Here is a 23902-nt window from a genome sequence, read left to right as displayed (position 1 = left end):
GGACCTCGTAAGGTCACCCTGTGACCAGCGAGATCACCCTCATCGTCAACCCCACCGCGGGCCGCGGCCGGGGCGCCCGAGCGGCGCTGCCGGCCGCTTCCGCTTTGCGTGCCGCGGGATTCTCCGTCGATACCGTCCAGGGCGAGGACGCGGACGACGCCCTGGCCCGGGCGCGCGAGGCGGTCGCCGGCGGGACCGGCGCCCTCGTCGCGGTCGGCGGGGACGGCATGGCGAACCTGGCACTCCAGGCCGTCGCCGGGACCCGTACGCCCTTCGGACTGGTGGCGGCCGGGACCGGCAACGACTTCGCGCGGGCCCTCGGCCTGCCCGTGGGCGACCCCGCGGCCGCTGGCCGGATGATCGCCGAGGCGCTGAGGGGCGAGCGGCTGCGCGAGGTCGACCTGGGCCGGGTGAACGGCACCTGGTTCGGCACCGTCCTCGCCTCCGGGTTCGACTCCCGGGTCAACGACCGCGGCAACCGCATGCGCCTGCCCGTCGGCCGCTTCAAGTACGACGTCGCCATGGTCGCCGAACTCGCCGCGTTCAAGCCCGTCCCGTACCGCCTCACGCTGGACGGCGGCGAGACCCGGGACATCGAGGCGACGCTGGTGGCCGTCGGCAACGGACCGTCGTACGGCGGCGGCATGAGGATATGTCCCGGCGCGAGCCTCGGTGACGGGCTGTTCGACATCACGGTGGTCGGCGACTGCTCCCGCGCCACACTGCTCAAGATCTTCCCCCGCGTGTACCGGGGCACCCACGTCGGTCATCCCGTGGTCAGCGTGCACCGGGCGGCCCGGGTCGAGCTCCTCGCCGAGGGCGTCACCGGGTACGCGGACGGCGAGCCGCTCGGCCCGCTGCCGCTCACCGTGGACTGCGTACGGGCGGCCGTGCGCGTCGCACTTCCCTGAGCTGCGGGGATCCGGGGTTTCACAGCCCCTGATCCGGATAATGATCGTCCTTGTGTCAGTGCCTCCCGGTAGTCTCGAAAGCACGATGACAGAGGACCTCTCACCGGCCGAGCGGTACGCGGCGGCACGCAGACGCGCCGCCGAGCAGGCCACCGCGCTCGCGTCCTTCCGCGAGATGTACGACTTCGGCCTCGACCCCTTCCAGATCGAGGCCTGCCAGGCGCTCGAAGCGGGCAAGGGCGTGCTGGTGGCCGCGCCCACCGGCTCGGGCAAGACGATCGTCGGCGAGTTCGCCGTCCACCTCGCCCTCCAGCAGGGCAAGAAGTGCTTCTACACCACGCCGATCAAGGCGCTCTCCAACCAGAAGTACGCCGACCTGTGCCGCCGCTACGGCGCGGACAAGGTCGGTCTGCTCACCGGCGACAACAGCGTCAACTCCGAGGCCCCGGTGGTCGTCATGACCACCGAGGTCCTGCGGAACATGCTGTACGCGGGCTCGCAGACCCTTCTCGGGCTCGGCTATGTGGTGATGGACGAGGTGCACTACCTCTCCGACCGCTTCCGCGGCGCCGTCTGGGAAGAAGTGATCATCCATCTCCCCGAGTCGGTGACCCTGGTGTCGCTGTCGGCGACCGTGTCGAACGCGGAGGAGTTCGGCGACTGGCTGGACACCGTGCGCGGCGACACCCAGGTGATCGTCTCCGAGCACCGGCCCGTCCCGCTGTTCCAGCACGTGCTCGCCGGACGGCGGATGTACGACCTCTTCGAGGAGGGCGAGGGCCAGCGCAGGGCCGTCAACCCCGACCTCACGCGCATGGCGCGCATGGAGGCCAGCCGTCCCTCGTACCAGGACCGCAGACGGGGCCGCGCGATGCGCGAGGCCGACCGGGAACGTGAGCGCAGACAGCGCTCGCGGATCTGGACGCCCGGCCGGCCCGAGGTCATCGAGCGGCTGGACGCCGAAGGGCTGCTGCCCGCCATCACGTTCATCTTCAGCCGCGCGGCCTGCGAGGCCGCCGTGCAGCAGTGCCTGTACGCGGGGCTGCGGCTGAACGACGACGCGGCACGCGCCCGGGTGCGCGAACTCGTCGAGGAGCGGACCGCCTCCATCCCGGACGAGGACCTGCACGTCCTCGGCTACTTCGAGTGGCTGGAGGGCCTGGAGCGCGGTATCGCGGCCCACCACGCGGGCATGCTGCCCACCTTCAAGGAGGTCGTCGAGGAACTCTTCGTCCGCGGCCTGGTCAAGGCCGTCTTCGCGACGGAGACCCTGGCGCTCGGCATCAACATGCCGGCGCGTTCCGTGGTGCTGGAGAAGCTCGTCAAGTGGAACGGCGAGCAGCACGCCGACATCACGCCCGGCGAGTACACCCAGCTGACCGGCCGGGCCGGACGCCGTGGCATCGACGTCGAGGGCCACGCGGTCGTGCTGTGGCAGCGCGGCTTCAGCCCCGAGCACCTCGCGGGACTCGCGGGCACCCGCACCTACCCGCTGCGCTCCAGCTTCAAGCCCTCGTACAACATGGCGGTGAACCTGGTCGAGCAGTTCGGCCGGCACCGCTCGCGCGAGCTCCTCGAGACCTCGTTCGCGCAGTTCCAGGCCGACAAGTCGGTCGTCGGGATCTCCCGGCAGGTGCAGCGCAACGAAGAGGGCCTCGAAGGCTACAAGGAGTCGATGACCTGCCATCTCGGGGACTTCGACGCGTACATGGGGCTGCGGCGCGAACTGAAGGACCGCGAGACCGAACTGGCAAGGCAGGGGATGTCGCAGCGCCGCGCCGAGGCGGCCGTCGCCCTGGAGAAGCTGAAGCCGGGTGACGTGATCCATGTGCCGACCGGCAAGTACGCGGGGCTGGCGCTGGTCCTCGACCCCGGGCTGCCCGCCGGAAGGTCGAACGGCCACCGGGGCTTCGAGCAGCACGACGGGCCGCGCCCGCTGGTGCTGACCGCCGAACGCCAGGTGAAGCGGCTGGCGTCGATGGACTTCCCGGTTCCGGTCGAGGCGCTCGACCGGATGCGGATCCCCAAGTCCTTCAACCCGCGTTCCCCGCAGTCCCGTCGGGACCTGGCGTCCGCCCTGCGCACCAAGGCCGGGCACATCGTGCCCGACCGGCACCGCAAGAAGCGCGCCGAGGCCGCCGACGACCGTGAGATCGCGCGGCTGCGCACGGCGATCCGCGCGCACCCCTGCCACGGGTGCAACGACCGCGAGGACCACGCCCGTTGGGCCGAGCGCTACCACCGGCTCCAGCGGGACACCTCGCAGCTGGAGCGCCGGATCGAGGGCCGGACGAACACCATCGCCCGTACCTTCGACCGGATCGTCGCCCTGCTCACCGAGCTGGACTATCTGCGGGCCGACGAGGTCACCGAGCACGGCAAGCGGCTCGCCCGGCTGTACGGCGAACTCGACCTGCTGGCCAGCGAATGTCTGCGGGCCGGAGTCTGGGACGGCCTCTCCCCGGCCGAACTGGCCGCCTGCGTCTCGGCGTTGGTGTACGAGTCCCGGGTCGCGGACGACGCGATGGCGCCGAAGGTGCCGTCGGGCAAGGCCAAGGCGGCGCTCGGCGAGATGGTTCGCATCTGGGGCCGGCTGGACGCGCTGGAGGAGGACTTCCGGATCAACCAGACCGAGGGCGTGGGCCAGCGCGAGCCGGACCTCGGTTTCGCCTGGGCCGCTCACGAGTGGGCCTCGGGCAAGGGCCTGGACGAGGTGCTGCGGGAGGCCGAGATGCCCGCCGGTGACTTCGTGCGCTGGTGCAAGCAGGTCATCGACGTCCTCGGTCAGATCGCGGCCGCCGCGCCCGTCTCGGGCGGCGAGAAGTCGACGGTCGCGAAGAACGCCCGCAAGGCGGTCGACGCCCTGCTGCGCGGAGTGGTGGCCTACTCGTCGGTGGGCTGAGGCCCGCGACAGGCCGACGGACCGAGGCCTCGCCGTCGCGCAGCCGAGCCGTCGCGGCCGGTGGTGTGTCTCTCCCCAGCCGGGGAGGTCACGCCACCGGCCGCAGCCCTTTCAGCGGCCGAGGTACGCGCGCCAGCCCCCGTACGACGTGATGTCGGGCGCTCCGGCCAGCGCGCCCGGTTCGCACAGGAAGCCGGGCACCCGGGTGCCGTCGGCCAGTTCGACGCCGCCCAGCGTCATCGGGCGGGGGAGCGAGGCCAGCAGGCGTCCGAGGCCTTCCGCGGGCAGGCTCCACACCTCGGCCTCGATCGCCGAGCCGCCCGCGCCGACATGGACGAGTCCCGGCTTGGGCGGGCTGGTGGCCAGGGCGTGCAGGCGGTAGACGGCGGCCGTGGTGGTCGTCCGTTCGAGGCGTGCGCCCAGGGCGAGCAGCTGGGGGTTGAGCGGCTGGCCCGACAGATGCGCCCCCACCACGGCGAGGCGGGTCTCCGGTTCGAGAAGGCGGGCGATCCGGGCGAGCCGCTCGTCGGTGAACGCCGGTCCGATCAGCATCACGCCGAAGGGAAGCCCCGCCGGTGTCCGCCCGGCCGGTACGGCGACGGCCGCCAGGTCGAAGAGGTTCGTGGAGTTGGTGAAGCGGCCGAGCCGGGCGTTGGCGCCCAGCGGATCGCCGGCGACCTCGGCGAGCGTGGGATGGCCGGGCGTGGTGGGCAGGAGCAGCGCGTCGGCGTCGGCCAGTTCGGCGAGCGCCCGGACCCGAAGGGAGGCGAGCCGCTCCTGGTCCGCGTACAGCCGGTGGGCCGGGACGTCCCGGGCGCGGGTGATGATCCCGGCGACGGTCGGGTCGAGCCCGGCACCTCCCTCCGCGGTCTGCTTGTCGACAAAGCTCCCGACGGCCGCGTAGCGCTCGGCGACGAAGGCGCCCTCGTAGAGCATCGCGGCGGCCTCGGTGAACGGGGTGAGGTCGAGGGTGCGGACCTCGGCCCCCGCCGCGACGAGCCGGTCGACCGCCGCCTCGTAGGCCTCTGCCCAGCCCTCGTCCAGTTCTCCGAGCCGTGCCGTCGGCGGGACGGCCACGCGCCAGGGTCCCGGAGCACGCTGTGCCAGGTCCGGCAGTGCGCGTGCGGAGGGGGACACGAGGTGGGCGAGTGCCCGCTCGGCCTCCGGGAGGGTGCGGGCGAAGACGGTGACGCAGTCCAGGGAGGCGCAGGCCGGGACGACGCCGGTGGTGGGCACCAGACCGCGGGTCGGCTTGAGGCCGACGATGCCGTTGAACGCGGCGGGGACGCGGCCCGAGCCGGCGGTGTCGGTGCCGAGGGCGAGGTCGGCGATGCCGAGGGCGACGGCCACGGCCGATCCCGAGCTGGAGCCGCCGCTGATCCGCTCGGGGTCCAGGGCGTTCCGGACGGCGCCGTAGGGCGACCGGGTGCCGACGAGGCCGGTGGCGAACTGGTCGAGGTTGGTGGTGCCGAGCACGACGGCTCCGGCCGCGCGGAGCCGGGCGACCGCGGGGGCGTCGGCGTCCGGGGTGTACGCGTAGGCCGGGCAGCCGGCGGTGGTGGGCAGGCCGGCCACGTCGATGTTGCCCTTCACGGCGAGGAGCCGGCCCGCGAGCGGGAGGCGCTCGCCGGCGGCGACCCGCTCGTCCACGGAACGGGCCTCGCTCTCGGCCTCCTCCCGGGGGCGCAGGCCGATCCAGATCTCGGGGCGGTCCACGGCCTCGATACGGGCGTACGCGGCGCGGACTCGGGTGAGGGCGGACATCGGACTCCTCGGGACGGAGGTCGTACGGGGCTGGGGTGCAGGTCGTGGAGGCGGGCGGCCGGGGCGGGGCGTGGGGTCAGGATGCCGAGGGTTCCGGGGGCGCGAGGACGAGCAGGGCCGTGCCCGCCTCCACCTGGTCGCCCGGGCGGGCGAGGATCTGCCGGACCACGCCGTCGATCGGGGCGGGGACACGGGACTCCATCTTCATCGCCTCCAGGGCGAGCAACGGCTGCCCCGCGGTGACCTGTTCGCCCGGTGCCACGTTCAGCTGCCACACCGAGGCGGCGAACTCCGCCTCGATCAGCCGGCCGCCCTCCGGGACCCGCACCTCGACGGCCGGGGCCGGCGGGGCGGTCGCCGCCTCCGCGCGGGCGAACTCGCCCGCGGCCTCCCAGGCGTCCCGTTCGGCGGAGAACGCGTCGCCCTGCCGGGACCGGAACTCCGCGATGGACGCGGCGTTCTCGGCGAGGAAGCTCTCGTGGCCGGCCAGCGAGAAGGTGCCCTCCTCGATGCGCGGCACGAAGCGGCCGGAGACGATGTCGGCCCGCAGTTCGAGGAGTTCGTCCGCCTCGACCGGATACCACTTGATCCGGTCGAAGAAGCGCAGCAGCCAGGGTGAGCCCGGTTCGAACGCGCCGCGCTGCTGCCACGCGGACCACACCTGGGTCGTACGGCCGACGAACTGGTAGCCGCCGGGGCCCTCCATGCCGTAGACGCAGAGGTAGGCGCCGCCGATCCCGACCGAGTTCTCGGCGGTCCAGGTGCGGGCCGGGTTGTACTTGGTGGTGACCAGGCGGTGGCGCGGGTCGAGCGGAGTGGCGACCGGGGCGCCCAGATAGACGTCGCCGAGGCCGAGGACCAGGTACTCGGCGTCGAAGACCGTGCGGTACACGTCGTCCACCGAGTCCAGTCCGTTGACGCGGCGGATGAACTCGATGTTCCACGGGCACCAGGGGGCGTCGTCGCGGACACCGGCCATGTAGCGGGCGATGGCCTCGCGGGTGGCCGGGTCGTCCCAGGACAGCGGGAGGTGGACGGTGCGGGAGGGGACGACGAGCTGGTCGATCGGGGGCAGGGCGCGGACCGTGCGCCGTACGGTGTCCAGGAGTTCGCGCTGGGGGAGCCGGACCGGGTCCGCCTGGATCTGGAGCGAGCGGATGCCCGGGGTCAGATCGGTGACGCCGTCGAGGTCCGCGGCCGTCACCGCCTCCATCAGGGCGTGGACGCGCATGCGCAGGGCGAGGTCCAGCTGCATGGGCCCGAACTCGACGAGCAGGTTGTCGTCGCCGCTGCGGCGGTAGGTCACGTCGCCGTCCCGGGCGAGGATCCCGCCGTCGACGATCGCGGGCCGCGCCGAACCGTCGTCGGCGAGGGGGGCGAAGCGCACGGTGTCGCCCGGGCGGAGCTGGCCGAGCTTCCAGCGTTCGGTGCTGACGACCGTCGCCGGGCAGACGAAGCCGCCGAGGGAGGGGCCGTCCGGGCCGAGGAGCACCGGCATGTCGCCCGTGTAGTCGACGGCGCCGACCGAGTAGGGGGTGTCGTGGATGTTGGAGGGGTGCAGGCCGGCCTCGCCGCCGTCGGTGCGGGCCCAGCGTGGTTTGGGTCCGACGAGCCGCACTCCGGTGCGGGCCGAGTTGAAGTGGACCTTCCAGTCGGCGGCGTAGAAGTCGTGGATGTCGTCCTCGGTGAAGAACTCCGGTGCCGCGTGCGGTCCTTCGAGGGCGCCGATGCGCCACTCGGCCGTGAACGCGGGGCGCTCCTCGGGGGGCACGGGTGTCCCGGAGGCCGTGGCCGTGCCGCCGTGCAGGACGTCACCGGTGCGAAGGGTCCGGCCGCCGTGGCCGCCGAACCGGCCGAGGGTGAAGGTGGCGGCGCTGCCGAGGAACGTGGGTACGTCCAGGCCACCGCCCGCGAACAGCACATAGGTCCGCAGTCCGTGCCCGTCCGGAGCCCCCACTTCGAGCACCGCCCCGGCCGGGACGGTCACCGGTTCCCACCGGGCGACGGCGGATCCGTCCACGGTGACCGGCGCGGGAGCGCCCGTGACACAGACCGTCGTGGCGTGGGTGAACCTCAACGCCGGTCCCTGGAGGGTGCATTCGAGTCCGGGCGCGCCCTCGGGGTTGCCGAGCGCGCGGTTGCCGAGCCGGAAGGAGAGGTCGTCCATCGGACCGCACGGGGGGACCCCGACCTGCCAGTAGCCCCTGCGGCCCGGCCAGTCCTGCACGGTGGTGAGCGTGCCGCCGGACACGACCTCGACGCGCGGGGTGGGATCGCCGACGCCGGTCAGGGTGGCCGTCGAGTGCTCCGCGCGCCGGAAGGAGGGTTCGGCGAGCGCGGCCCGCACCAGACCGAGGTTGGTCTCGATCCCGTCGATCCGGGTGGCGGCCAGTGCCGTGTCGAGGCGCTCCAGGGCCTCGGCCCGGTCCTTCCCGTGGGCGACGACCTTCGCGAGCATCGGGTCGTACGAGGTGGTCACCTCGGTGCCGGTCTCGACCCAGCCGTCGACGCGGACCCCGGCGGGGAACGCGACCCGGGTCAACAGGCCCGCGCTCGGCCGGTGTTCGCGCGAGGGGTCCTCGGCGTACACCCGCGCCTCGACGGCGTGGCCGCGCGGTTCTCCCGGTTCCCGTACGACATCGGACTCGCCCCGGGCCAGGCGCAGCATCCAGGCGACCAGGTCGACGCCGTAGATCTCCTCGGTGACCGGGTGTTCCACCTGGAGGCGGGTGTTGACCTCCAGGAAGTACGCCTCCTCGCGGGCGGCGTCGTAGACGAACTCGACGGTTCCGGCCGAGCGGTAGCCGACCGAGGCGCACAACTCGCGTGCCGCGGAGGCGAGTCCGTCGCGGACGTGGGTGGGCAGGCCGGGGGCGGGTGCCTCCTCCAGGACCTTCTGGTTGCGGCGCTGGAGCGAGCAGTCGCGGTCGCCGAGGGTGACGACCCGGCCGTGGCCGTCGCCGAAGACCTGCACCTCGACATGGCGGGCGTGTTCGACCAGGCGCTCCAGGAACACCCCGGCCGAGGAGAAGGAGGCCGCGGCGACGCGCTGGACCCGGTCCCATGCCTCGGCCAGCTCGGCGTCGGACCGGCAGGCCGACATCCCGATGCCGCCGCCACCGCCGGTGGCCTTGAGCATGACGGGATAGCCGATGCGGCTGGCCGCCTCCAGGGCCTCGGGGAGACCGGGGAGCAGACCGGTACCCGGTGCCAGCGGAACCCCCGCGGCCTCGGCCGCCGCCCTCGCCGTGTGCTTGGCGCCGAACAGTTCCAGTTGTTCCGGTGCCGGCCCGACGAAGACGATCCCGGCGTCCTCGCAGCGCCGGGCGAAGGCCGCGTCCTCGGACAGGAAGCCGTATCCGGGATGGACGGCCCCGGCTCCGGTGTCCTTGGCCGCCTTCAGGACGAGGTCGGCGTCGAGGTAGGACTCCTTGGCGGGGGCCGGGCCGAGCCGTACGGCCACGTCGGCGAGCCGGACGTGCGGCGCGGCGCGGTCGGCGTCGGAGTACACGGCGACGGTGCGCAGGCCCAGTTCGCGGGCGGTGCGGATGATCCGGACGGCGATCTCGCCGCGGTTGGCGACCAGGAGGGTGTCGAAGCTCATGCGGACTCCCCGATCGTCATGGCGACCGCCGTCGGCTCGAAGCCGTTGCACGGGTTGTTGGTCTGGGGGCAGTTGGAGACCAGCACGATCACGTCGCGTTCGGCGCGCAGGGTCAGCCTCAGGCCCGGGGCGGAGATGCCGTCGACGATGCCGAGGGTGCCGTCCTTCTCGACCGGCACGTTCATGTACCAGTTGATGTTCGACACGAGATCGCGCTTGCCGAGGCCGTGACGGGCGCCCTCGGCGAGGAAGTTGTCCACGCAGGCGTGCTGCGACCAGGTGTGGTGCCCGTAGCGCAGGGTGTTGGACTCCTTGGAGCAGGCGCCGCCGACCGTGTCGTGGCGGCCGACCTCGTCCTCGACGACCGTCATCAGCGGGGTGTGCTCGTTGGACATCAGCACGCTGCCCGTGGTCAGGAAGATGTTCCCCTGCGCCTGGATCGTGTCGGGGGCGCTGTAGCGGACGGCGGTGTCGGCGGCGTCGTACACCAGGAAGTCGACGGCCTGGTTGCCGTGCAGGTCGGTGACGGTGAGCGTCCCACCCGCGCGGACGACGGCGGACCAGGCGGCCCGGGCCGGGACGGTGACGTGCGTCATGCGAGCCCCCTCGTGGCAAGGAATTCGGTGGTGTTGAGGAAGGCGCGGCGGCCTTCCGGAGTGGCCTCCCACAGCGGGTCGCCGGCCGTGGTCGGCCGGGCGCGCCAGGCCAGCACCTCCAGTGGGGTGCTCGTGTAGGCGGGGCGGGGGTCGGCCGGGTGCGGCACGTTCGCGATCAGCACGGTGACGTCCTGCTCGGCGCGCAGGGTCACGGCGGCGCCGGGTCCGGCCGAGCCGGTGAAGTGCGGCGAGCCCTCCTCGGTGATCTCCACGCCCTGGAAGAAGGAGAGCGAGGGCGGCAGATCGCGGGGCGTGAGTCCGTTCTTGGCGGCGGCCAGCTTGAACAGCTCCCGTCCGGCGGGGGACGCGGACTGCGGGGTTCCGTCGCCGTAGCGCCCGGTGTTGCGTACGAGCGTGGAGGTGCCGCACAGGGCGTCGTGGCGTCCGGAGGTGTCGGCGACCACCGAGGCGAGCACCCGGCCCTGGTCGGAGAGGAGCAGCCGGCCCGCGCCCAGGTAGGCGTTCCACTGGACCTTGACGGTGTCGGCGACGTTCAGGCGCTCCCACGGCCGGTCGGCGACGTACAGCAGAAGGTGCGCGCAGGCGTCGCCCGCGAGGTCGGTCAGGCGCAGTTCGGTGCCCCTGGCCAGCACCTTGTGCGTGTAGTTGCCGCCCGCCACGGTCTCGGCCCAGACGAGCGGGCCCGCCTCGCGCGGCGGGTCCTGCCAGTCGGTCGCGGGGACCACGGGCATGGTCTCGGCGCGGGTTCCCTGCTGGGCGCGGGCGTGCTCGCGTGCTCCGTGGGTGGTCGCTGTCGCCATCGCGGGTCCTCCGGCTCCTGGGTCATTTCTGTCGCGCGACAGAAATTAGGCGCGGGGTGGGTCGCCGCCATGTCCCGTGTGTTGCCGCGGGGTTACCTGTCCCTCACGCGGGCCGCGGTGCCGGTGGGGGGCAGCCTTCCGCCCCGTCCGGGCGCCGCCGCGCGGGCCCCGGCGGCCGGGCCGGGCATGTCGTGTGTGCGAGGATCGAACGCATGGGAACGGGTGGCGGACGGCGGGTCGGCAGGCCCCGGGCCGCGCAGCGGCCGGACAGCGGGCTGACGCCGCGCGCCGAACTGCTCGACGCGGCGGCCGAGTTGTTCACGACGCGGGGATACGCGGCCACCACCACCCGTGCCGTCGCCGAGCGGGCCGGCATGCGCCAGGCGTCCATGTACCACTACGTCACCGGCAAGGAGGAGCTGCTCGCCGAGCTCCTGGAGTCCACGGTCACCCCCTCCCTGGCCTACGCGCGTGAACTCCTCGCCGACGACACGGCGCCCGCGGAGCGGCGGCTGTGGGAGCTGTGCCGCGCCGACGTCGAGGTGCTCTGCGGAGGCCCGCACAACCTCGGCGTCCTGTATCTGCTGCCCGAGGTGCGCACCGAGGGCTTCGCAGGCTTCCACGCCGTACGGGCCGAACTCAAGGACACCTACCGTCAGTTGCTCGCGGCCACGGCGGCCGGGGGAGCGCTCGCCAAGGGTGAGCTCGATCTGCGGACGGATCTGCTGTTCGGGCTGATCGAGGGCGTCATCCTGGTGAGCCGTTCCGATCCGCAGCGCCCGGTGCCGGCCTTCGCCGAGGCCGCGGCGGACGCCGCTCTGCGCGTCGCCGGAGTCTGAGCCCTCCTCGCCGGTCCTTTCGCGCACGCGTACGCCATCACGCACCGTGTGCGAACGAGGGCTCAGCGTGTAAATGAGGCTGAGGGTACTCCAGTCTTATGGGCGGTTTCAGGTGCTTGCGGAATATGACACAGCGTTGATCCGGTCGGACTAAGCTCGCCCGCGGCGCACCGAGTTGAGATGTATTCGTGCGCTTGTTCCCAAAAGTTCCGAAGATCTGGTTTGACCCATGCCGATCCGTGCCGTTTCCCCCACAAAACTCCCCCACCCCCAGCCGATTTGTCTCAGAGGGCATACATGGTGAGTGTTCAATCGCCTCCCGGTGACAGTGAACTTCCCTACGCGCGCGTGCTGTTGCTGCCGGCCGTACTGATGGCGGTGGTGACCGGCGCCGCCGTCGCCGTCGTGACGGAGCCCGCCCGGGGCGCGGTGGCCCTGTGCGGCGGCTTCGCCACGCTGCTGGTCATCGCGATCGGCGGCGAGGCCGTCCGCCGCGGTCGCGTCCTGCGTGAACTGCGCGCCGACTTCGCACGCCGCACCGCCTCCCTGGAACAGCGGGTGGCCGGGCACGATCAGGAGATCGTGCGCTTCACCCACGAGGTCCTGCCGTACGCGATCGACCGGCTGCACGAAGGCAGTTCCCCCTCGGAGGTCATGCGCACCCTGGGCCGTGACGACCCGGACCTGGACGGGCTCCCCAAGTCCCAGAGGGACCTGCTGAAGAAACTCCTCAAGATCATCGACACCGAGGAGTCGTCCCGCGACGCCGCCCAGCGCTCCTTCGTCAACATCGCCCGGCGTGTCCAGGCCATCGTGCACCAGCAGAACAACGAACTGCGCGAGATGGAGGAGGACCACGGGCGCAACCCCGAGGTCTTCGACGACCTGCTGCGCATCGACCACGGCACCGCGCTGATCGGCCGGCTCGCCGACTCCATCGCCGTGCTCGGCGGCGGCCGTCCCGGACGCCAGTGGCCCGAGCCCGTACCGCTGTTCAGCGTGCTGCGCGGCGCGATGTCCCGCATCCTGGAGTACCGGCGCATCGAACTGCACAACATCGTCGACATCGCCGTCAACGGTGTCTCCGTGGAACCGCTCATCCACGCCCTGGCCGAGCTCATGGACAACGCCACCCGGTACTCGCCGCCGCACACCAAGGTGCACGTCACCGCGATCGAGGTGCAGACCGGCATCGCCATCGAGATCGAGGACGGCGGCGTCAGTCTCAGCGACGAGGCCCGCGGCAAGATCGAGGAGCTGCTGCGGCTGGCCGCCGCAGGTGTCGACCCGAACACCATGGGCCAGGCACCCCGCCTCGGGATGGCGGTCGTCGGACGACTCGCCGAGATGTACAGCATGCAGATCTCGCTGCGGCAGTCCGCGTACGGCGGTGTCCGCGCGGTCCTCATCGCGCCGCGGGACATGCTCACCACCGACTTCGCCCCCGGTCTCGCGCACGGCGTCGGGGCCAGTTCCGTGGCAGGCATCGACAACGGCGGTGTCGAGGGTCCGGCGCGCAAGCCCAAGAAGCGCAAGCCCACCACCGGGCCCCGCATCCCCTCCTCGGGCGGCGACCCCCGCGAGGACGACGTCCCGGTCGTCACGGAATGGACGCCCGGCGGCCTTCCGCAGCGCCGCAGCCGCATGAAGGTCCCGCTCAGCCAGCGGTACGCCGAGGCCCGCGCCGAACAGGAGGCCGCCGAGGCCACGGGAACCGCGTCCCTGTGGCACCCCGAACCCGAGCCGCAGGAGAAGGAACCCGAACCCGGGCTGTGGGTCGAGGCGTTCATGAACGGACTCAAGGGCGACCCGGACCCCACCGCATTCAGCACGGACAACCAGCCGGCCCCGGCCCAGGGCGACGACGAGGAGGACCTCAAGTGATCCAGCAGCGAGCCAACTTCGACTGGATGCTCAAGGAACTCGCCGACGGAGTGCCGGGCATCCAGCAGATCGTGGTGCTGTCCGCCGACGGCCTGCGCATCGCCCGCTACGGCGGCGACCCCGACGCCGCCGACCGGGTCGCCGCGGCCTGCGCGGGCCTCCAGAGCCTGGCCGGAGCCGTCGCGGGCGAGATCCCCAGAAGCGACGGCCGCATGCGCATGGTCATCATCGAGATCAACGGCGGCTACTTCTACCTGATGTCGGCGGGCCCCAACGCCTACCTCGCCGTGCTCGCCAACCAGACCGCGGAACCCGGGCTGATGAGCAACCGCATGCGCGACCTCGTCGTACGGATCGGCGCCCATCTCACGAGTCCGCCCCGCCGCAACGGGCAGACCGTATGACTCCTCCGCAACGCCGCAGGCGCCAACCCAGGGAGCGGCCCCCGGAACCTCCCGCGCCGCCGTCCCCCCTCCCGGACCCGGAAGGCTCCGAGGGGGAGGACGGCCAGGGCAAACCGAAGAACCCGGAGCGCCTGTACGTGCTCACGGGCGGCGGTGACGGCGGCGACCGGGCCGAGGTCGACCTCGTCACCCTGGTCGTGGCCCGTGCCGTCACGCCGCCGCCCGCCACGCCGCCGGAACAGTCGGCGCTGCTGCGGCTGTGCAGGACCCCCCTGTCCGTGGCCGAGATCTCGGCCTATCTCAGTCTGCCGTTCAGCGTGGTGACCGTCCTGCTCACCGAGCTGCTGACGGCCGAACTGGTACAGGCGCGCGCCCCGATCGTCCGTCAGGCGCTCCCCGACCGTTCCCTCCTCGAAGCGGTGATGCATGGACTTCAAAAGCTCTGACACCATCACGGGCCCTCGTGCCGAGGACCATCTCCCGCACACCGCCCAGGCGGCCGTGAAGATCGTGATCGTGGGCGGCTTCGGTGTCGGCAAGACGACCATGGTGGGCGCCGTCAGCGAGATCAAGCCGCTGACGACCGAGGAGACCATGACCCAGGCCGGCATCGGGATCGACGACAACTACGGATCCGAGACCAAGACGGCCACCACCGTGGCCATGGACTTCGGCCGCATCTCCATCACCGACCAGCTGGTGCTCTATCTGTTCGGCACCCCGGGCCAGGAGCGCTTCTGGTTCCTGTGGAACGGCCTGTTCGAGGGCGCGCTCGGCGCGGTCGTCCTGATCGACACCCGCCGTCTGGAGGTCAGCTTCGACGTGATCGGACGCCTGGAGGAGCGGGGCGTCCCGTTCGTCGTCGCGATAAACGACTTCCCCGACGCCCCCCGGTACCCGGTCGAGGATCTGCGGGCCGCGCTCGACCTCGCCGAGGAGATCCCGATCGTGCAGTGCGACGCCCGCCGCAGGGCGTCGAGCCGGGACACCCTGATGACCCTGATGCGGTTCCTGCACTCCCTGGCGATGACGTCGGCGCACAGCTGAACACCGTACGGTGAGGACAGCATCCGTACGCCAACTACCAATCCATAGAACGTATTTGAGCTTCGGAGCGATCATTGTGACGACCGAATCCCATTCCCCCGCCGGTACCGAGGACCCCGCGTTCGGCCCCCCGCCCGGCTGCCCCGCCCACGCCATGGGACCCGGGGTCGGCCCGGGCGGACTGCGCCGCCTCCACGGCCCCGAGGCGGAGGACCTGGGCGCGCTGTACGAGAAGCTGCGGGCCGAACACGGCGCCGTCGCGCCCGTGCTGCTCCACAACGACGTACCGATCTGGGTGGTGCTCGGCCACGCCGAGAACCTGCACATGGTCAGCACTCCCGCGCACTACGCGCGCGACAGCCGGCTGTGGACCGCCGTCCAGGACGGCACGGCCGGAGCCGACCATCCGCTCGCCCCCCACATCGCCTGGCAGCCCATCTGCTCCCACGCCGAGGGCGACGAGCACCTCAGGCTGCGCGGCGCGGTCACCGGCGCCATGTCCACCATCGACTTCCGCAGTCTGCGGCGCTACATCAACCGGGCGACCCAGCGGCTCGTCAACGCGTTCTGCCCGCTCGGCAAGGCCGATCTGGTCGGACAGTTCGCCGAGCACCTGCCGATGTCCGTGCTCTGCGAGATCATCGGCATGCCCGAGGACTACAACGACCGCATGGTGCACGCCACCCGTGACCTGCTCAAGGGCACCGACACCGCCATCGCCAGCAACGAGTACGTCATGGGTGTGCTGACCCAGCACACCCTGCGGCGCCGCGCCGAGCCCGAGGACGACTTCACCAGCCATCTCATCAACCACCCGGCCCGGCTCACCGACGACGAGGTGGCCCAGCACCTGCGGCTCGTCCTGCTCGCGGCCTACGAGGCCACCGCCAACCTCATCGCCAACGTGCTGCGCATGCTGCTCACCGATCCGCGCTTCCGGGCCCAGCTCAACGGCGGGCAGATGACGGTGCCCGAGGCGGTCGAGCAGTCCCTGTGGAACGAGCCGCCGTTCAGCGCCGTCCTCGGCTACTTCGCCAAGCAGGAGACGGAACTGGGCGGCCGGCGCATCCGCAAGGGCGACGGGCTGCTGTTCGGGATCGCGCCCGGCAACGTCGACCCCCGCATCCGCCCCGACCTGGCCGCGAGCATGCAGGGCAACCGCTCCCACCTCGCCTTCGGCGGCGGTCCGCACGAGTGCCCGGGGCAGGACATCGGCCGTGCCATCGCCGATGTCGGCGTCGACGCCCTGCTGTTGCGGCTGCCGGACGTCGAACTCGACTGCGACGAGAGCGATCTGCGCTGGCGCAGCACCATGTCCTCGCGCCACCTCGTCGATCTGCCCGTGCGGTTCGAGCCCAAGCCGACGCAGGAGGTCACCCAGAAGCCGTCCGTACGCGCCCTGCCCGCCCAGCGGTCGCACTGGCAGGTGACCACCGGGAGCACCGCACCGGCCATGCCCGCGGCCCGGCCGCCGGTCCCCGGGCCCGCCCCGGCCGCCGCCCCCGAACCCGCCCGCGGGCCGGGCGCCTGGCAGCGCCTGCTGCGGTGGTGGCGCGGCTACTGATCCCCGGCGCCCCGGACCGACCAGTCGTCGTACGAGGTCCACGCCTCCAGCGTCCGCCCGCTGACGAACCGGTGGGCCCTTCCGGTCACCGGATCGGTGAACTCCAGCGTCCGCGCGAGCAGTTGGAGCGGACGCCGGAAGTCCCCGGCCGGGACGGGACCGGTCACCACCGGATACAGCGGATCGCCGAGGATGGGCACGCCCAGCGCGCTCATGTGGACCCGGAGCTGATGGGTCTGCCCGGTCCGGGGCGTCAGCCGGTAGCGCCCCAGACCGTCCCGGCGCTCGGCCAGTTCGACTCCCGTGACCGCGTTCGGCTCTCCCGCCACCTCCTGAGCGGCCATCACCCCGCGTTCCTTGAGGATGCGGCTGCTCACCGTGCGCGGCAGGGACAGACCCGGCTCGTACGGCGCCACGGCCTCGTACTCCTTGCCGATCAGCCGGTCGCGGAACAGCGACTGGTACGCGCCGCGTTCCCCGGGCCGCACGGTGAACAGCACGAGTCCGGCGGTCAGCCGGTCGAGCCGGTGTGCCGCGCCCAGGTCCGGCAGGCCGAGGTCCCGGCGCAGCCGGGCAAGGGCCGTCTCGGCGACATGGCTGCCGCGCGGGGTGGTGGCCAGGAAGTGCGGCTTGTCGGCGACGACGATGTGATCGTCGCGGTACACCACGTCGAGCGGGAACGGCACCGGCTCCTCGTCGGGGAGTTCGCGGTGGAACCACAGGAACATCCCCGGCGCGTAGGCGGCCTCGGCGGTCAGGGGCCGGCCGTCCTCGTGGACGATCAGCCCCTCGCCGATCATCGTGTCGATGACTCCGTCGCCCGCCGCGAGCCGGTCCACCAGGTAGGCGCGGGCGGTGGCCCAGCTCCCCTCGCGCGGCAGTCTGATCCGTACGGGGTCCACCCCGTGGCGCTGCGGGAGGGGAGCCGGCGGGATCCTGGGCTTGCGTCTCACGCGCTCAAGCGTACGAGGCCCCGGACGCGGGCTCCCGCGCGGCCCGCGCCGTGAACACCCGGTACCCCGCGCCCGCCACCAGCGTCGCGGCCAGGAACAGCAGGGTGAACCAGCGGAAGTACCAGTGCCCGCCCGCGGGGTCGTACACCGCGGCCCGCGGCCAGGCCAGGTTGACCGTCATGAACAGGCCGTAGACGAGGGCCAGCGCGTTGACGGGGACGCCCCAGCGGCCCAGGGAGAAGAGCGGGGCGCCGCTCTCGTCGGTGCCCTCCGCCGTGAACCGCCCGCGCAGCCGGCGCACCAGCAGCGGCCCGGTGACCATCGCGTACGCGAGGTACAGCATCACGATGCAGGTGGTCCCGATGGCCAGGAACGCGTCGGGGGAGGCGAAGTTCAGCAGCAGCAGCGCGGCCGCGAGGACGCCGACGACCAGGGCGGGAGCGCCCGGCATGCCGGTCCTCGGGTCGACCTTCGCGAGCCGTCCGGAGAAGGGGAGCCGGCCGTCGCGGGCCATCGAGAAGAGCATGCGGCTCGCGGCGGTCTGGATCGCCAGGGTCGCCACCGCGACGGCCACCACCACGTCGGCGAGCAGCGCCCGGCCCACGCCGTCGCCGAGGCTGCTGGTCAGGACGTAGCTCAGTCCGTCGACGCCCAGCCGGCCGTCGGTCAGGCTCGGGGCCGCGAGCAGTCCGCCGAGCACGATCAGCCCGCCGAGCAGTCCCGCGGCGCCGAGCGCGGTGAGGATCGTCCGGGGTGCGGTGCGCCTCGGGTGATGGGTCTCCTCGCTCATCTCCCCGGCGCTGTCGAAGCCGATCATCACGTACGCGGCCATGAACGAGCCCACCATCAGTGCCCCGAACAGGCCGGTTCCGCCGCCCTGGCCCGTGTGGAAGGTGATGCCGGGGGAGCGCTCGGAGTGGGTGAAAAGCAGCACGGCGATCAGCACGGCACCGATGATCTCGGCGGTGACGCCGATCCGGTTGACCACGGACATCACGCGGTTGTCGAGGACGTTGACCACGGTGGTCAGGACGAGCAGGACCACGCCGAGGACGGCCGCGTTGGCCGCTCCGTCGGCGCTGGTCGGGGCCGGGTCGTGGCCGATCAGCTGGAAGCCCGACCAGATCGCGGGGAGCACCATCTGGAGGGCGAGCGCGGCCGCCGCGACCACCACGATCTGTCCGATCACCATGATCCAGCCGGCGAACCAGCCGAAGGCGGGGGTCGACAGGCGTGAGGACCACTGGTAGATCGCCCCGGAGATCGGATAGCGCGCGGCCAGTTCCGCGAAGCACGCGGCGACCGCGAGCTGGCCGGCGAACACGGCGGGCCAGGTCCAGAAGAAGACCGGGCCGCCGAACGCGTACCCGAAGGCGAAGAACTGGAAGACGGTGGTGAGGACGGAGATGAACGAGAACCCGGCGGCGAACGAGGCGTACCGGCCGAGGCTGCGGTGCAGTTCCTGGCGGTAGCCGAACTCGGTCAGGGAACGGTCGTCCGGGGACGCGGGCGGATCGGGACGTACGTCGGAGGGGGCGGTGGTGGTCACGGCGGCACCTGCCTTCGGCGCGAAGGGCGATCGGGATTCCTGTCGGGTGACAGAAATTAGGGAGACCCTGTTTCGCCCGCGTGACGCGGCCGTATCGGCGACGGGCCCAATTCCTCACGTGGGTGCGGCCCGCGCGTGCCCGGCCGCCCTCCGGGGTCCGTCGTGCCCTTCCGAACGCGATACATCGTGTCCATTGACGCGTTGCGCCGACACGCGATATGTTCGGTTACGGATATTCGGGGGCGAGGTGGGAAGGGTGACGTCGATGAAGCGGCGCAAGCTGAACAACCCGCTGGCGCTCGCCGTCATGACGACGCTCTGGCAGAAGCCGATGCATCCGTACGAGATCGCCCGGACGCTGCGCCGCCAGGGCAAGGACACCAGCACGAAGATCAACTACGGATCGCTGTACACGGTCGTGCAGAACCTGGAGCGGCACGGCTTCGTCGAGGTCACCGACGTCGAGCGGCAGGGCAACCGTCCGGAGCGCACGATCTACGGCATCACCGAGGCCGGGCGCGAGGAGACGACCGAATGGCTCTCCGACCTGATGGCCGTCCCCGCGCGGGAGTACCCGATCTTCGAGACCGCGCTGTCGCTGATGGGGGTCCTGCCTCCGGACGAGGTCGCACGGCTCCTCGCGGAGCGGCTCAACTCCCTTGAGGTGCAGGCCGCGAGCGCCCGCGGCGGCCTGACGAAGCTGTACGAGACGCTGCCCCGGCTCTTCCTGGTGGAGACCGAGTACCAACTGCACATGATCGAGGCGCAGGCGGCCTGGGTCCGGGGGTTCCTCGCGGAACTCGGGGACGGCACGCTGCCCGGCGTCGAGGCGTGGCGGACGTTCCACGAGACGGGGGAGATCCCGCCCGAATTCCAGGAACTGGAGGAGCGCGCCTTCGACACGTGACCCCGGAGAACAGACCCCGGCAGGACTGTTGGAGCAGTCCCGCCAGGGTCTCGAACCCCGAACCGAATCCGCCGTGCGGCGGCTCCAGGCGATCGAGGTGCGGCACACCCAGGATAGCCCGGCGCTCCTCACGCGGATCGGATCGGCGATCACCGAGATCACCCGGCCTCGGCCGGGCGGCTCGGCCACCCGGGACCGAACGGCTTCACGCCGAGCGGCCCGGCAGTCACCCGGGACCACTCGGCTTCACGTCGGGCGGCCCGGCAACCACCCGGAACCACCCGGGAATCCGAGATCACCCGGCTCCGGCCGGGCATCCGCTCACTTGGGAGAGCAGTCGTCATGACGGACACACGTGCGCCCGCGGTCGAGGCGCGTCAGCTGATCAAGACGTACTCCGGTGACGTCACCGCGCTCAGCGGCATGGACATCACCGTCGGACAGGGCACCGTCTTCGGCCTCCTCGGCCCGAACGGCGCCGGCAAGTCCACCACCGTCAAGATCCTCACCACCCTGGCCCGCCCCGACTCGGGCACCGCCACCGTCGCGGGCCACGACGTGCTGCGCCACCCGGACCGGGTGCGGCGCGCGATCGGCGTGGTCGCCCAGAACTCGGGCGCCGACCCGGTGGCGACCGGCCGGGAGAACCTCCGCCTCCAGGGCAGGCTCCACGGCCTCAGGGGCGCGGCCCTGGACCGCCGGGCCGACGAACTCCTGGAGCGGTTCGCCCTCAGCGAGGCCGCGCGGCGCCCGGTCAAGGGGTACTCGGGCGGCATGCGGCGGCGTCTGGACGTGGCCCTCGGTCTGGTCCACCGTCCCGAGGTGCTCTTCCTCGACGAACCCACCACCGGACTCGACCCCGAGGCCCGCACCGCGATGTGGGACGAGATCGCGAGGCTCGCCGGCGACGACGGCCTGACCATCCTGCTCACCACGCACCATCTGGAGGAGGCCGACCGGCTCGCCGAGCGCGTCGCCATCGTCGACCGCGGACGGGTCGTCGTCGAGGGCACCCCGGACGAGCTCAAGGGCGAACTCCGCGGCGACGCCGTCCATGTGGAACTGGCCGAGGCGGTCGGCGACGCCGGACGTACGCTCCTTGAGGGCGCCCTCGGGAATCTGCCCGGCGTGCACCAGGTCCTGTTCGACGGACGGCGGATCAGCGTCCGCGCCGACGACGGCGGAGCCACCGTGCCCGTGCTGCTCGGCGCGCTGGAGCGGGCCGGGGCCCGGGTCGTGTCCGCGACCGTGGCCCGCCCCTCGCTCGACGACGTCTACCTCCGCTACGCGGGCCGCCGTTACTCGGAAGCCGGATCGGACGACGCCGGTTCCCTCGTCCTCGCCGGAGGTGCCCGATGAGCGCGGCCGTCTCCCAGACCTGGTACATGACGCAGCGCCAGCTGATGGTGTTCGCCCGTCAGCCCGCCTACGCGATCATCACCCTCATCCAGCCGGTGATCTGGCTGTTCCTGTTCGGCGGTCTCTTCAAGCAGGTCGTCGAGCTCGGCGGTTTCGGCACCGGTTCGTACCTCGACTACCTGGTGCCGGGGGTGGTCGTGATGAGCGCCCTCAGCTCCAACATGTGGGCCGGCATGGGCACGTTGGAGGAGATCCAGCGGGGCACCCTCGACCGGTTCCTCACCACCCCGGTCAGCCGGGCGGCGCTGATGAACGGCAACGTCGTCAACAACGGCCTGATCACCGCCCTCCAGTCCGTCGTCATCGTCCTGCTCGGGCTGGCCGGGGGTGCCGAGTACCCCGGCGGCGCGGGCGGTGTGGCGATCCTGGTCCTCGCCTCGGTGCTGCTCGGCACGGTGTTCGGCGCGCTGTCCAACGCGCTGGGCATGCTGGTCCGGGAGCGGGAGTCGATCATCGGGATCAACACCTTCCTGCTGCTGCCGCTGACCTTCCTCTCCAGCGCCTTCATGGCACCCTCCCGGATGCCGGACTGGATCCGGCACGTTGCCGGCTTCAACCCGCTCGACTGGGCCATGGTCGCGGGCCGTTCGGCGATGTCGGCGCACCCGGACTGGGGTGGCGTCCTCGGCCGGACGGGAGGCCTGCTCGCGCTCGCGGTGGCGGCGGTCTGGCTGTCGATCCGCACCTTCAGGTCGTACCAGCGCTCGGTGTAGCCCCTGCGCACGGAACCCTTACAGACGTCAGGAGGCGGGCCCGCGTCATGCGGGTCCGCCTCCTGACGAGGTGCGGGGCGTCGAGGATCCGGCCTCAGGCCGAGGTCTCCTGCTCCGCCTCCACCCGGGCGTTCCAGTCGCGCTTGGCGGCCTGCCAGCCGTCCTCGTTGTGGCCGAGGCGCCAGTAACCCGAGATCGACAGGTCCTCGCGCGGAATCCGGTGCTCGACCCGCAGCAGGGCCCGCAGTTCCTTCACGAAGCCGGCCTCGCCGTGCACGAACGCGTGCACCCGGCCCTCCGGGAACTCCAGGGCCCGTACGGCCTCCACCAGGGCGGCGCCGATGGGCCGGTCGCCGCGGTGCAGCCAGACGATCTCCGCGTCGGAGTCGATCTTCTGCTCCTCCTCGGGTCCGGAGACCTCGACGAAGGCGCGGACGGTGGCGGCGTCGGGCAGTGACTCCAGCGCGGCGGCGATGGCGGGCAGCGCGCTCTCGTCACCGGCGAGCAGATGCCAGTCGGCATCCGTGTCGGGGGCGTACGCGCCACCGGGGCCCATGAACCGCACGACCTCGCCCGGCCGCGCCCGAAGGGCCCACGGTCCCGCGAGCCCCTCGTCCCCGTGCACCACGAAGTCCAGGGTCAGCTCACGCGTCTCGGCGTCCCAGGCGCGCACCGTGTACGTCCGCGTCACCGGCCACTGCTCGCGCGGGAACTCCTCGCGGACGCGCTCCAGGTCGAAGGGCTCGGGATACGTGACACCCGGCGGCCCGAACAGCAGCTTCACATAGTGGTCGGTTCTGCCGCTCGTGGCGAAGTCCGCGAGAGTGTCGCCCCCCAGCACCACGCGCTGCATGTGAGGGGTCAGCCGCTCGGTCCGCACGACCATCGCGGAGTGGGGCTTCCGGGGCTTGCGTTCCGGGCGCTCTGCCATGACTGCCTCCTGTTCACATGGTTAGGCTTACCTAAGTTAGCACCTCTTCGTGTGCAGTAACCATGCACGAACCGGTATCGGTCACGCCAGAAGTGTTCAACTATGCCTCCAGGGTCGCGAGCAGACGGTTCAGCGAGCCGCCCAGACCCCAGCGCCCGGCGAGCTCGTCCAGTGCGGCGGGATGGCGCGGGGCGTGCGGCAGTGCCGTGTCCACCGCGGGGAGCGGTACGTCCCCCGCCACCTTGACGACCGTCGGCGCCACGGCGATGTACGGGCGGGACTCGTCCAGTCGCTTGCGCTGCGAGGGGGTCAGCTTCGCCTTGGGGTCCTCGACGGCGGCCATGATCCCGGCCAGGTCGCCGAACTCGGCCAGCAGCTTGGCGGCCGTCTTCTCCCCGATGCCCGGCACCCCCGGCAGCCCGTCGCTCGGGTCGCCGCGCAGCAGCGCCAGATCCGCGTACCCGGGACCGTCGACGCCGTACTTCTCGCGCAGCCAGGCCTCGTCGGTCAGCTGGAGCGTGCCGACGCCCTTGAGGGGGTACAGCACGCGCACCCCCCGCTCGTCGTCGACGAGTTGATACAGGTCGCGGTCGCCGGTGACGATGTCGACCGGGCCGCTCGCCCGTCCGGTGAACGTGCCGATCACGTCGTCCGCCTCGTACCCGGCGACTCCCACGCGCGCGATGCCCAGCGCGTCCAGGACCTCCTCGATGACGGGCACCTGCGGGGAGAGCGTGTCCGGCACCTCCTCCTCGTCCGGGCCGGTCTCGGTCGGCGTCGCGACCCGGTGCGCCTTGTACGACGGGATCAGGTCGACCCGCCACTGCGGGCGCCAGTCCGCGTCCATGCAGGCCACCAGATCGTCCGGCCGGTGGTCCTTGACCAGGCGGTCGATGAACTCCAGCAGCCCGCGCACCGCGTTCACCGGCGTGCCGTCCGGCGCCTTCACGGATTCCGGCACACCGAAATAGGCGCGGAAGTACAGCGAGGCGGTGTCGAGGAGCATGAGTCGTCGCGTCTGAGCTGTCACGCTCCGCATCATGCCGTACGCCACTGACAGTGACCTGGACCACTCCCGTGTTTGCTCCGTGTAA

General features: G+C 71.9%; 19 protein-coding genes. 11 read left to right on the top strand and 8 right to left on the bottom strand.

Features of this window, described 5'->3' with window-relative positions; translation table 11 throughout:
• The first annotated feature begins 20 nt into the window (after nt 1–20).
• Both WJM95_RS05455 and WJM95_RS05450 read left to right on the top strand, forming a co-directional pair.
• Nucleotides 21–911, top strand: coding sequence for a diacylglycerol kinase (locus WJM95_RS05455; protein ID WP_339128311.1), 891 nt, complete (start codon nt 21–23; stop codon nt 909–911).
• 40 nt (nt 912–951) lie between these two features.
• Nucleotides 952–3813 (top strand): DEAD/DEAH box helicase, encoded by a 2862-nt coding sequence (locus WJM95_RS05450; RefSeq protein WP_339128310.1) that lies wholly within the window; start codon nt 952–954, stop codon nt 3811–3813.
• Between the two features lie 111 nt (nt 3814–3924).
• On the opposite strand, the gene atzF is transcribed toward WJM95_RS05450, so the two are convergent.
• The 4 genes from atzF to WJM95_RS05430 form a co-directional block, all read right to left on the bottom strand.
• Complete coding sequence (gene atzF / locus WJM95_RS05445; protein ID WP_339128309.1) at nt 3925–5577, bottom strand: allophanate hydrolase; 1653 nt, start codon at nt 5575–5577, stop codon at nt 3925–3927.
• Nucleotides 5578–5653: 76 nt separating this feature from the next.
• The gene (locus tag WJM95_RS05440; protein ID WP_339128308.1) at nt 5654–9181 is read right to left on the bottom strand and encodes a 5-oxoprolinase/urea amidolyase family protein; all 3528 of its coding nucleotides are present in this window, start codon (nt 9179–9181) and stop codon (nt 5654–5656) included.
• A complete protein-coding gene (locus tag WJM95_RS05435) occupies nt 9178–9777 on the bottom strand; it encodes an urea amidolyase associated protein UAAP2 (protein WP_339128307.1) in 600 nt (199 codons plus the stop codon). Before WJM95_RS05435 ends, WJM95_RS05440 begins: the two co-directional genes overlap by 4 nt.
• Complete coding sequence (locus WJM95_RS05430) at nt 9774–10598, bottom strand: urea amidolyase associated protein UAAP1 (protein WP_339128306.1); 825 nt, start codon at nt 10596–10598, stop codon at nt 9774–9776. The genes WJM95_RS05435 and WJM95_RS05430 overlap by 4 nt, the downstream gene beginning before the upstream one ends.
• A gap of 212 nt (nt 10599–10810) precedes the next feature.
• Here WJM95_RS05430 and WJM95_RS05425 point away from each other — a divergent pair, with 212 nt between their 5' ends.
• The 6 genes from WJM95_RS05425 (at nt 10811) to WJM95_RS05400 (ending at nt 16336) form a co-directional block, all read left to right on the top strand.
• The gene (locus WJM95_RS05425) at nt 10811–11437 is read left to right on the top strand and encodes a helix-turn-helix domain-containing protein (RefSeq protein ID WP_339128305.1); all 627 of its coding nucleotides are present in this window, start codon (nt 10811–10813) and stop codon (nt 11435–11437) included.
• Nucleotides 11438–11734: 297 nt separating this feature from the next.
• Nucleotides 11735–13321 carry an ATP-binding protein gene (locus tag WJM95_RS05420; protein ID WP_339128304.1) on the top strand — a complete coding sequence of 529 codons (1587 nt, stop codon included), beginning with the start codon at nt 11735–11737 and terminating at the stop codon, nt 13319–13321.
• Entirely contained in the window at nt 13318–13725 is a 408-nt protein-coding gene (locus WJM95_RS05415; RefSeq protein WP_328556516.1) for a roadblock/LC7 domain-containing protein, read from the top strand. The genes WJM95_RS05420 and WJM95_RS05415 overlap by 4 nt, the downstream gene beginning before the upstream one ends.
• Nucleotides 13722–14171: a DUF742 domain-containing protein gene (locus tag WJM95_RS05410; protein ID WP_339128303.1), complete on the top strand. Its 450-nt coding sequence runs from the start codon at nt 13722–13724 to the stop codon at nt 14169–14171. Before WJM95_RS05415 ends, WJM95_RS05410 begins: the two co-directional genes overlap by 4 nt.
• Nucleotides 14152–14772 carry an ATP/GTP-binding protein gene (locus WJM95_RS05405; RefSeq protein ID WP_339128302.1) on the top strand — a complete coding sequence of 207 codons (621 nt, stop codon included), beginning with the start codon at nt 14152–14154 and terminating at the stop codon, nt 14770–14772. The genes WJM95_RS05410 and WJM95_RS05405 overlap by 20 nt, the downstream gene beginning before the upstream one ends.
• Before the next feature lie 76 nt (nt 14773–14848).
• A complete protein-coding gene (locus WJM95_RS05400) occupies nt 14849–16336 on the top strand; it encodes a cytochrome P450 (RefSeq protein WP_339128301.1) in 1488 nt (495 codons plus the stop codon).
• On the opposite strand, the gene WJM95_RS05395 is transcribed toward WJM95_RS05400, so the two are convergent.
• Together WJM95_RS05395 and WJM95_RS05390 are read right to left on the bottom strand one after the other, a co-directional pair.
• On the bottom strand, nt 16330–17289 hold the full coding sequence (locus WJM95_RS05395) for an RluA family pseudouridine synthase (protein ID WP_339128300.1): 960 nt from the start codon (nt 17287–17289) through the stop codon (nt 16330–16332). The genes WJM95_RS05400 and WJM95_RS05395 overlap by 7 nt on opposite strands.
• Before the next feature lie 4 nt (nt 17290–17293).
• Complete coding sequence (locus WJM95_RS05390) at nt 17294–18838, bottom strand: amino acid permease (RefSeq protein ID WP_339128299.1); 1545 nt, start codon at nt 18836–18838, stop codon at nt 17294–17296.
• Nucleotides 18839–19103: 265 nt separating this feature from the next.
• Here WJM95_RS05390 and WJM95_RS05385 point away from each other — a divergent pair, with 265 nt between their 5' ends.
• From WJM95_RS05385 to WJM95_RS05375, 3 genes are all read left to right on the top strand, one after another.
• A complete protein-coding gene (locus WJM95_RS05385; RefSeq protein WP_339135369.1) occupies nt 19104–19745 on the top strand; it encodes a PadR family transcriptional regulator in 642 nt (213 codons plus the stop codon).
• A 342-nt stretch (nt 19746–20087) separates the two neighbouring features.
• Nucleotides 20088–21104 (top strand): ATP-binding cassette domain-containing protein, encoded by a 1017-nt coding sequence (locus WJM95_RS05380; RefSeq protein ID WP_339128298.1) that lies wholly within the window; start codon nt 20088–20090, stop codon nt 21102–21104.
• Nucleotides 21101–21877: an ABC transporter permease gene (locus WJM95_RS05375; RefSeq protein WP_339128297.1), complete on the top strand. Its 777-nt coding sequence runs from the start codon at nt 21101–21103 to the stop codon at nt 21875–21877. Before WJM95_RS05380 ends, WJM95_RS05375 begins: the two co-directional genes overlap by 4 nt.
• A 94-nt stretch (nt 21878–21971) precedes the next feature.
• Here WJM95_RS05375 and WJM95_RS05370 read toward each other — a convergent pair whose 3' ends face one another.
• Together WJM95_RS05370 and WJM95_RS05365 are read right to left on the bottom strand one after the other, a co-directional pair.
• Nucleotides 21972–22808 (bottom strand): siderophore-interacting protein, encoded by an 837-nt coding sequence (locus WJM95_RS05370; protein ID WP_339128296.1) that lies wholly within the window; start codon nt 22806–22808, stop codon nt 21972–21974.
• Nucleotides 22809–22908: 100 nt separating this feature from the next.
• Complete coding sequence (locus tag WJM95_RS05365) at nt 22909–23847, bottom strand: 5'-3' exonuclease (RefSeq protein WP_339135367.1); 939 nt, start codon at nt 23845–23847, stop codon at nt 22909–22911.
• Nucleotides 23848–23902: the final 55 nt, after the last annotated feature.

It is taken from the genome of Streptomyces sp. f51, from assembly GCF_037940415.1.
Classification (GTDB): Bacteria; Actinomycetota; Actinomycetes; order Streptomycetales; family Streptomycetaceae; genus Streptomyces.
The sequence above is the reverse complement of the archived record's forward strand: the minus strand, read 5'-3'. Positions and strand labels throughout refer to the sequence as shown.

Excerpts from the sequence above, each read along its gene's own strand:
- WJM95_RS05450 (WP_339128310.1), top strand. The coding sequence starts at position 952 with ATGATCGTCCTTGTGTCAGTGCCTCCCGGTAGTCTCGAAAGCACGATG.
- atzF (WP_339128309.1), bottom strand. The coding sequence starts at position 5,577 with ATGTCCGCCCTCACCCGAGTCCGCGCCGCGTACGCCCGTATCGAGGCC.
- WJM95_RS05440 (WP_339128308.1), bottom strand. The coding sequence starts at position 9,181 with ATGAGCTTCGACACCCTCCTGGTCGCCAACCGCGGCGAGATCGCCGTC.
- WJM95_RS05435 (WP_339128307.1), bottom strand. The coding sequence starts at position 9,777 with ATGACGCACGTCACCGTCCCGGCCCGGGCCGCCTGGTCCGCCGTCGTC.
- WJM95_RS05430 (WP_339128306.1), bottom strand. The coding sequence starts at position 10,598 with ATGGCGACAGCGACCACCCACGGAGCACGCGAGCACGCCCGCGCCCAG.
- WJM95_RS05425 (WP_339128305.1), top strand. The coding sequence starts at position 10,811 with ATGGGAACGGGTGGCGGACGGCGGGTCGGCAGGCCCCGGGCCGCGCAG.
- WJM95_RS05420 (WP_339128304.1), top strand. The coding sequence starts at position 11,735 with ATGGTGAGTGTTCAATCGCCTCCCGGTGACAGTGAACTTCCCTACGCG.
- WJM95_RS05410 (WP_339128303.1), top strand. The coding sequence starts at position 13,722 with ATGACTCCTCCGCAACGCCGCAGGCGCCAACCCAGGGAGCGGCCCCCG.
- WJM95_RS05405 (WP_339128302.1), top strand. The coding sequence starts at position 14,152 with ATGGACTTCAAAAGCTCTGACACCATCACGGGCCCTCGTGCCGAGGAC.
- WJM95_RS05385 (WP_339135369.1), top strand. The coding sequence starts at position 19,104 with ATGAAGCGGCGCAAGCTGAACAACCCGCTGGCGCTCGCCGTCATGACG.
- WJM95_RS05380 (WP_339128298.1), top strand. The coding sequence starts at position 20,088 with ATGACGGACACACGTGCGCCCGCGGTCGAGGCGCGTCAGCTGATCAAG.
- WJM95_RS05375 (WP_339128297.1), top strand. The coding sequence starts at position 21,101 with ATGAGCGCGGCCGTCTCCCAGACCTGGTACATGACGCAGCGCCAGCTG.
- WJM95_RS05370 (WP_339128296.1), bottom strand. The coding sequence starts at position 22,808 with ATGGCAGAGCGCCCGGAACGCAAGCCCCGGAAGCCCCACTCCGCGATG.
- WJM95_RS05365 (WP_339135367.1), bottom strand. The coding sequence starts at position 23,847 with ATGCGGAGCGTGACAGCTCAGACGCGACGACTCATGCTCCTCGACACC.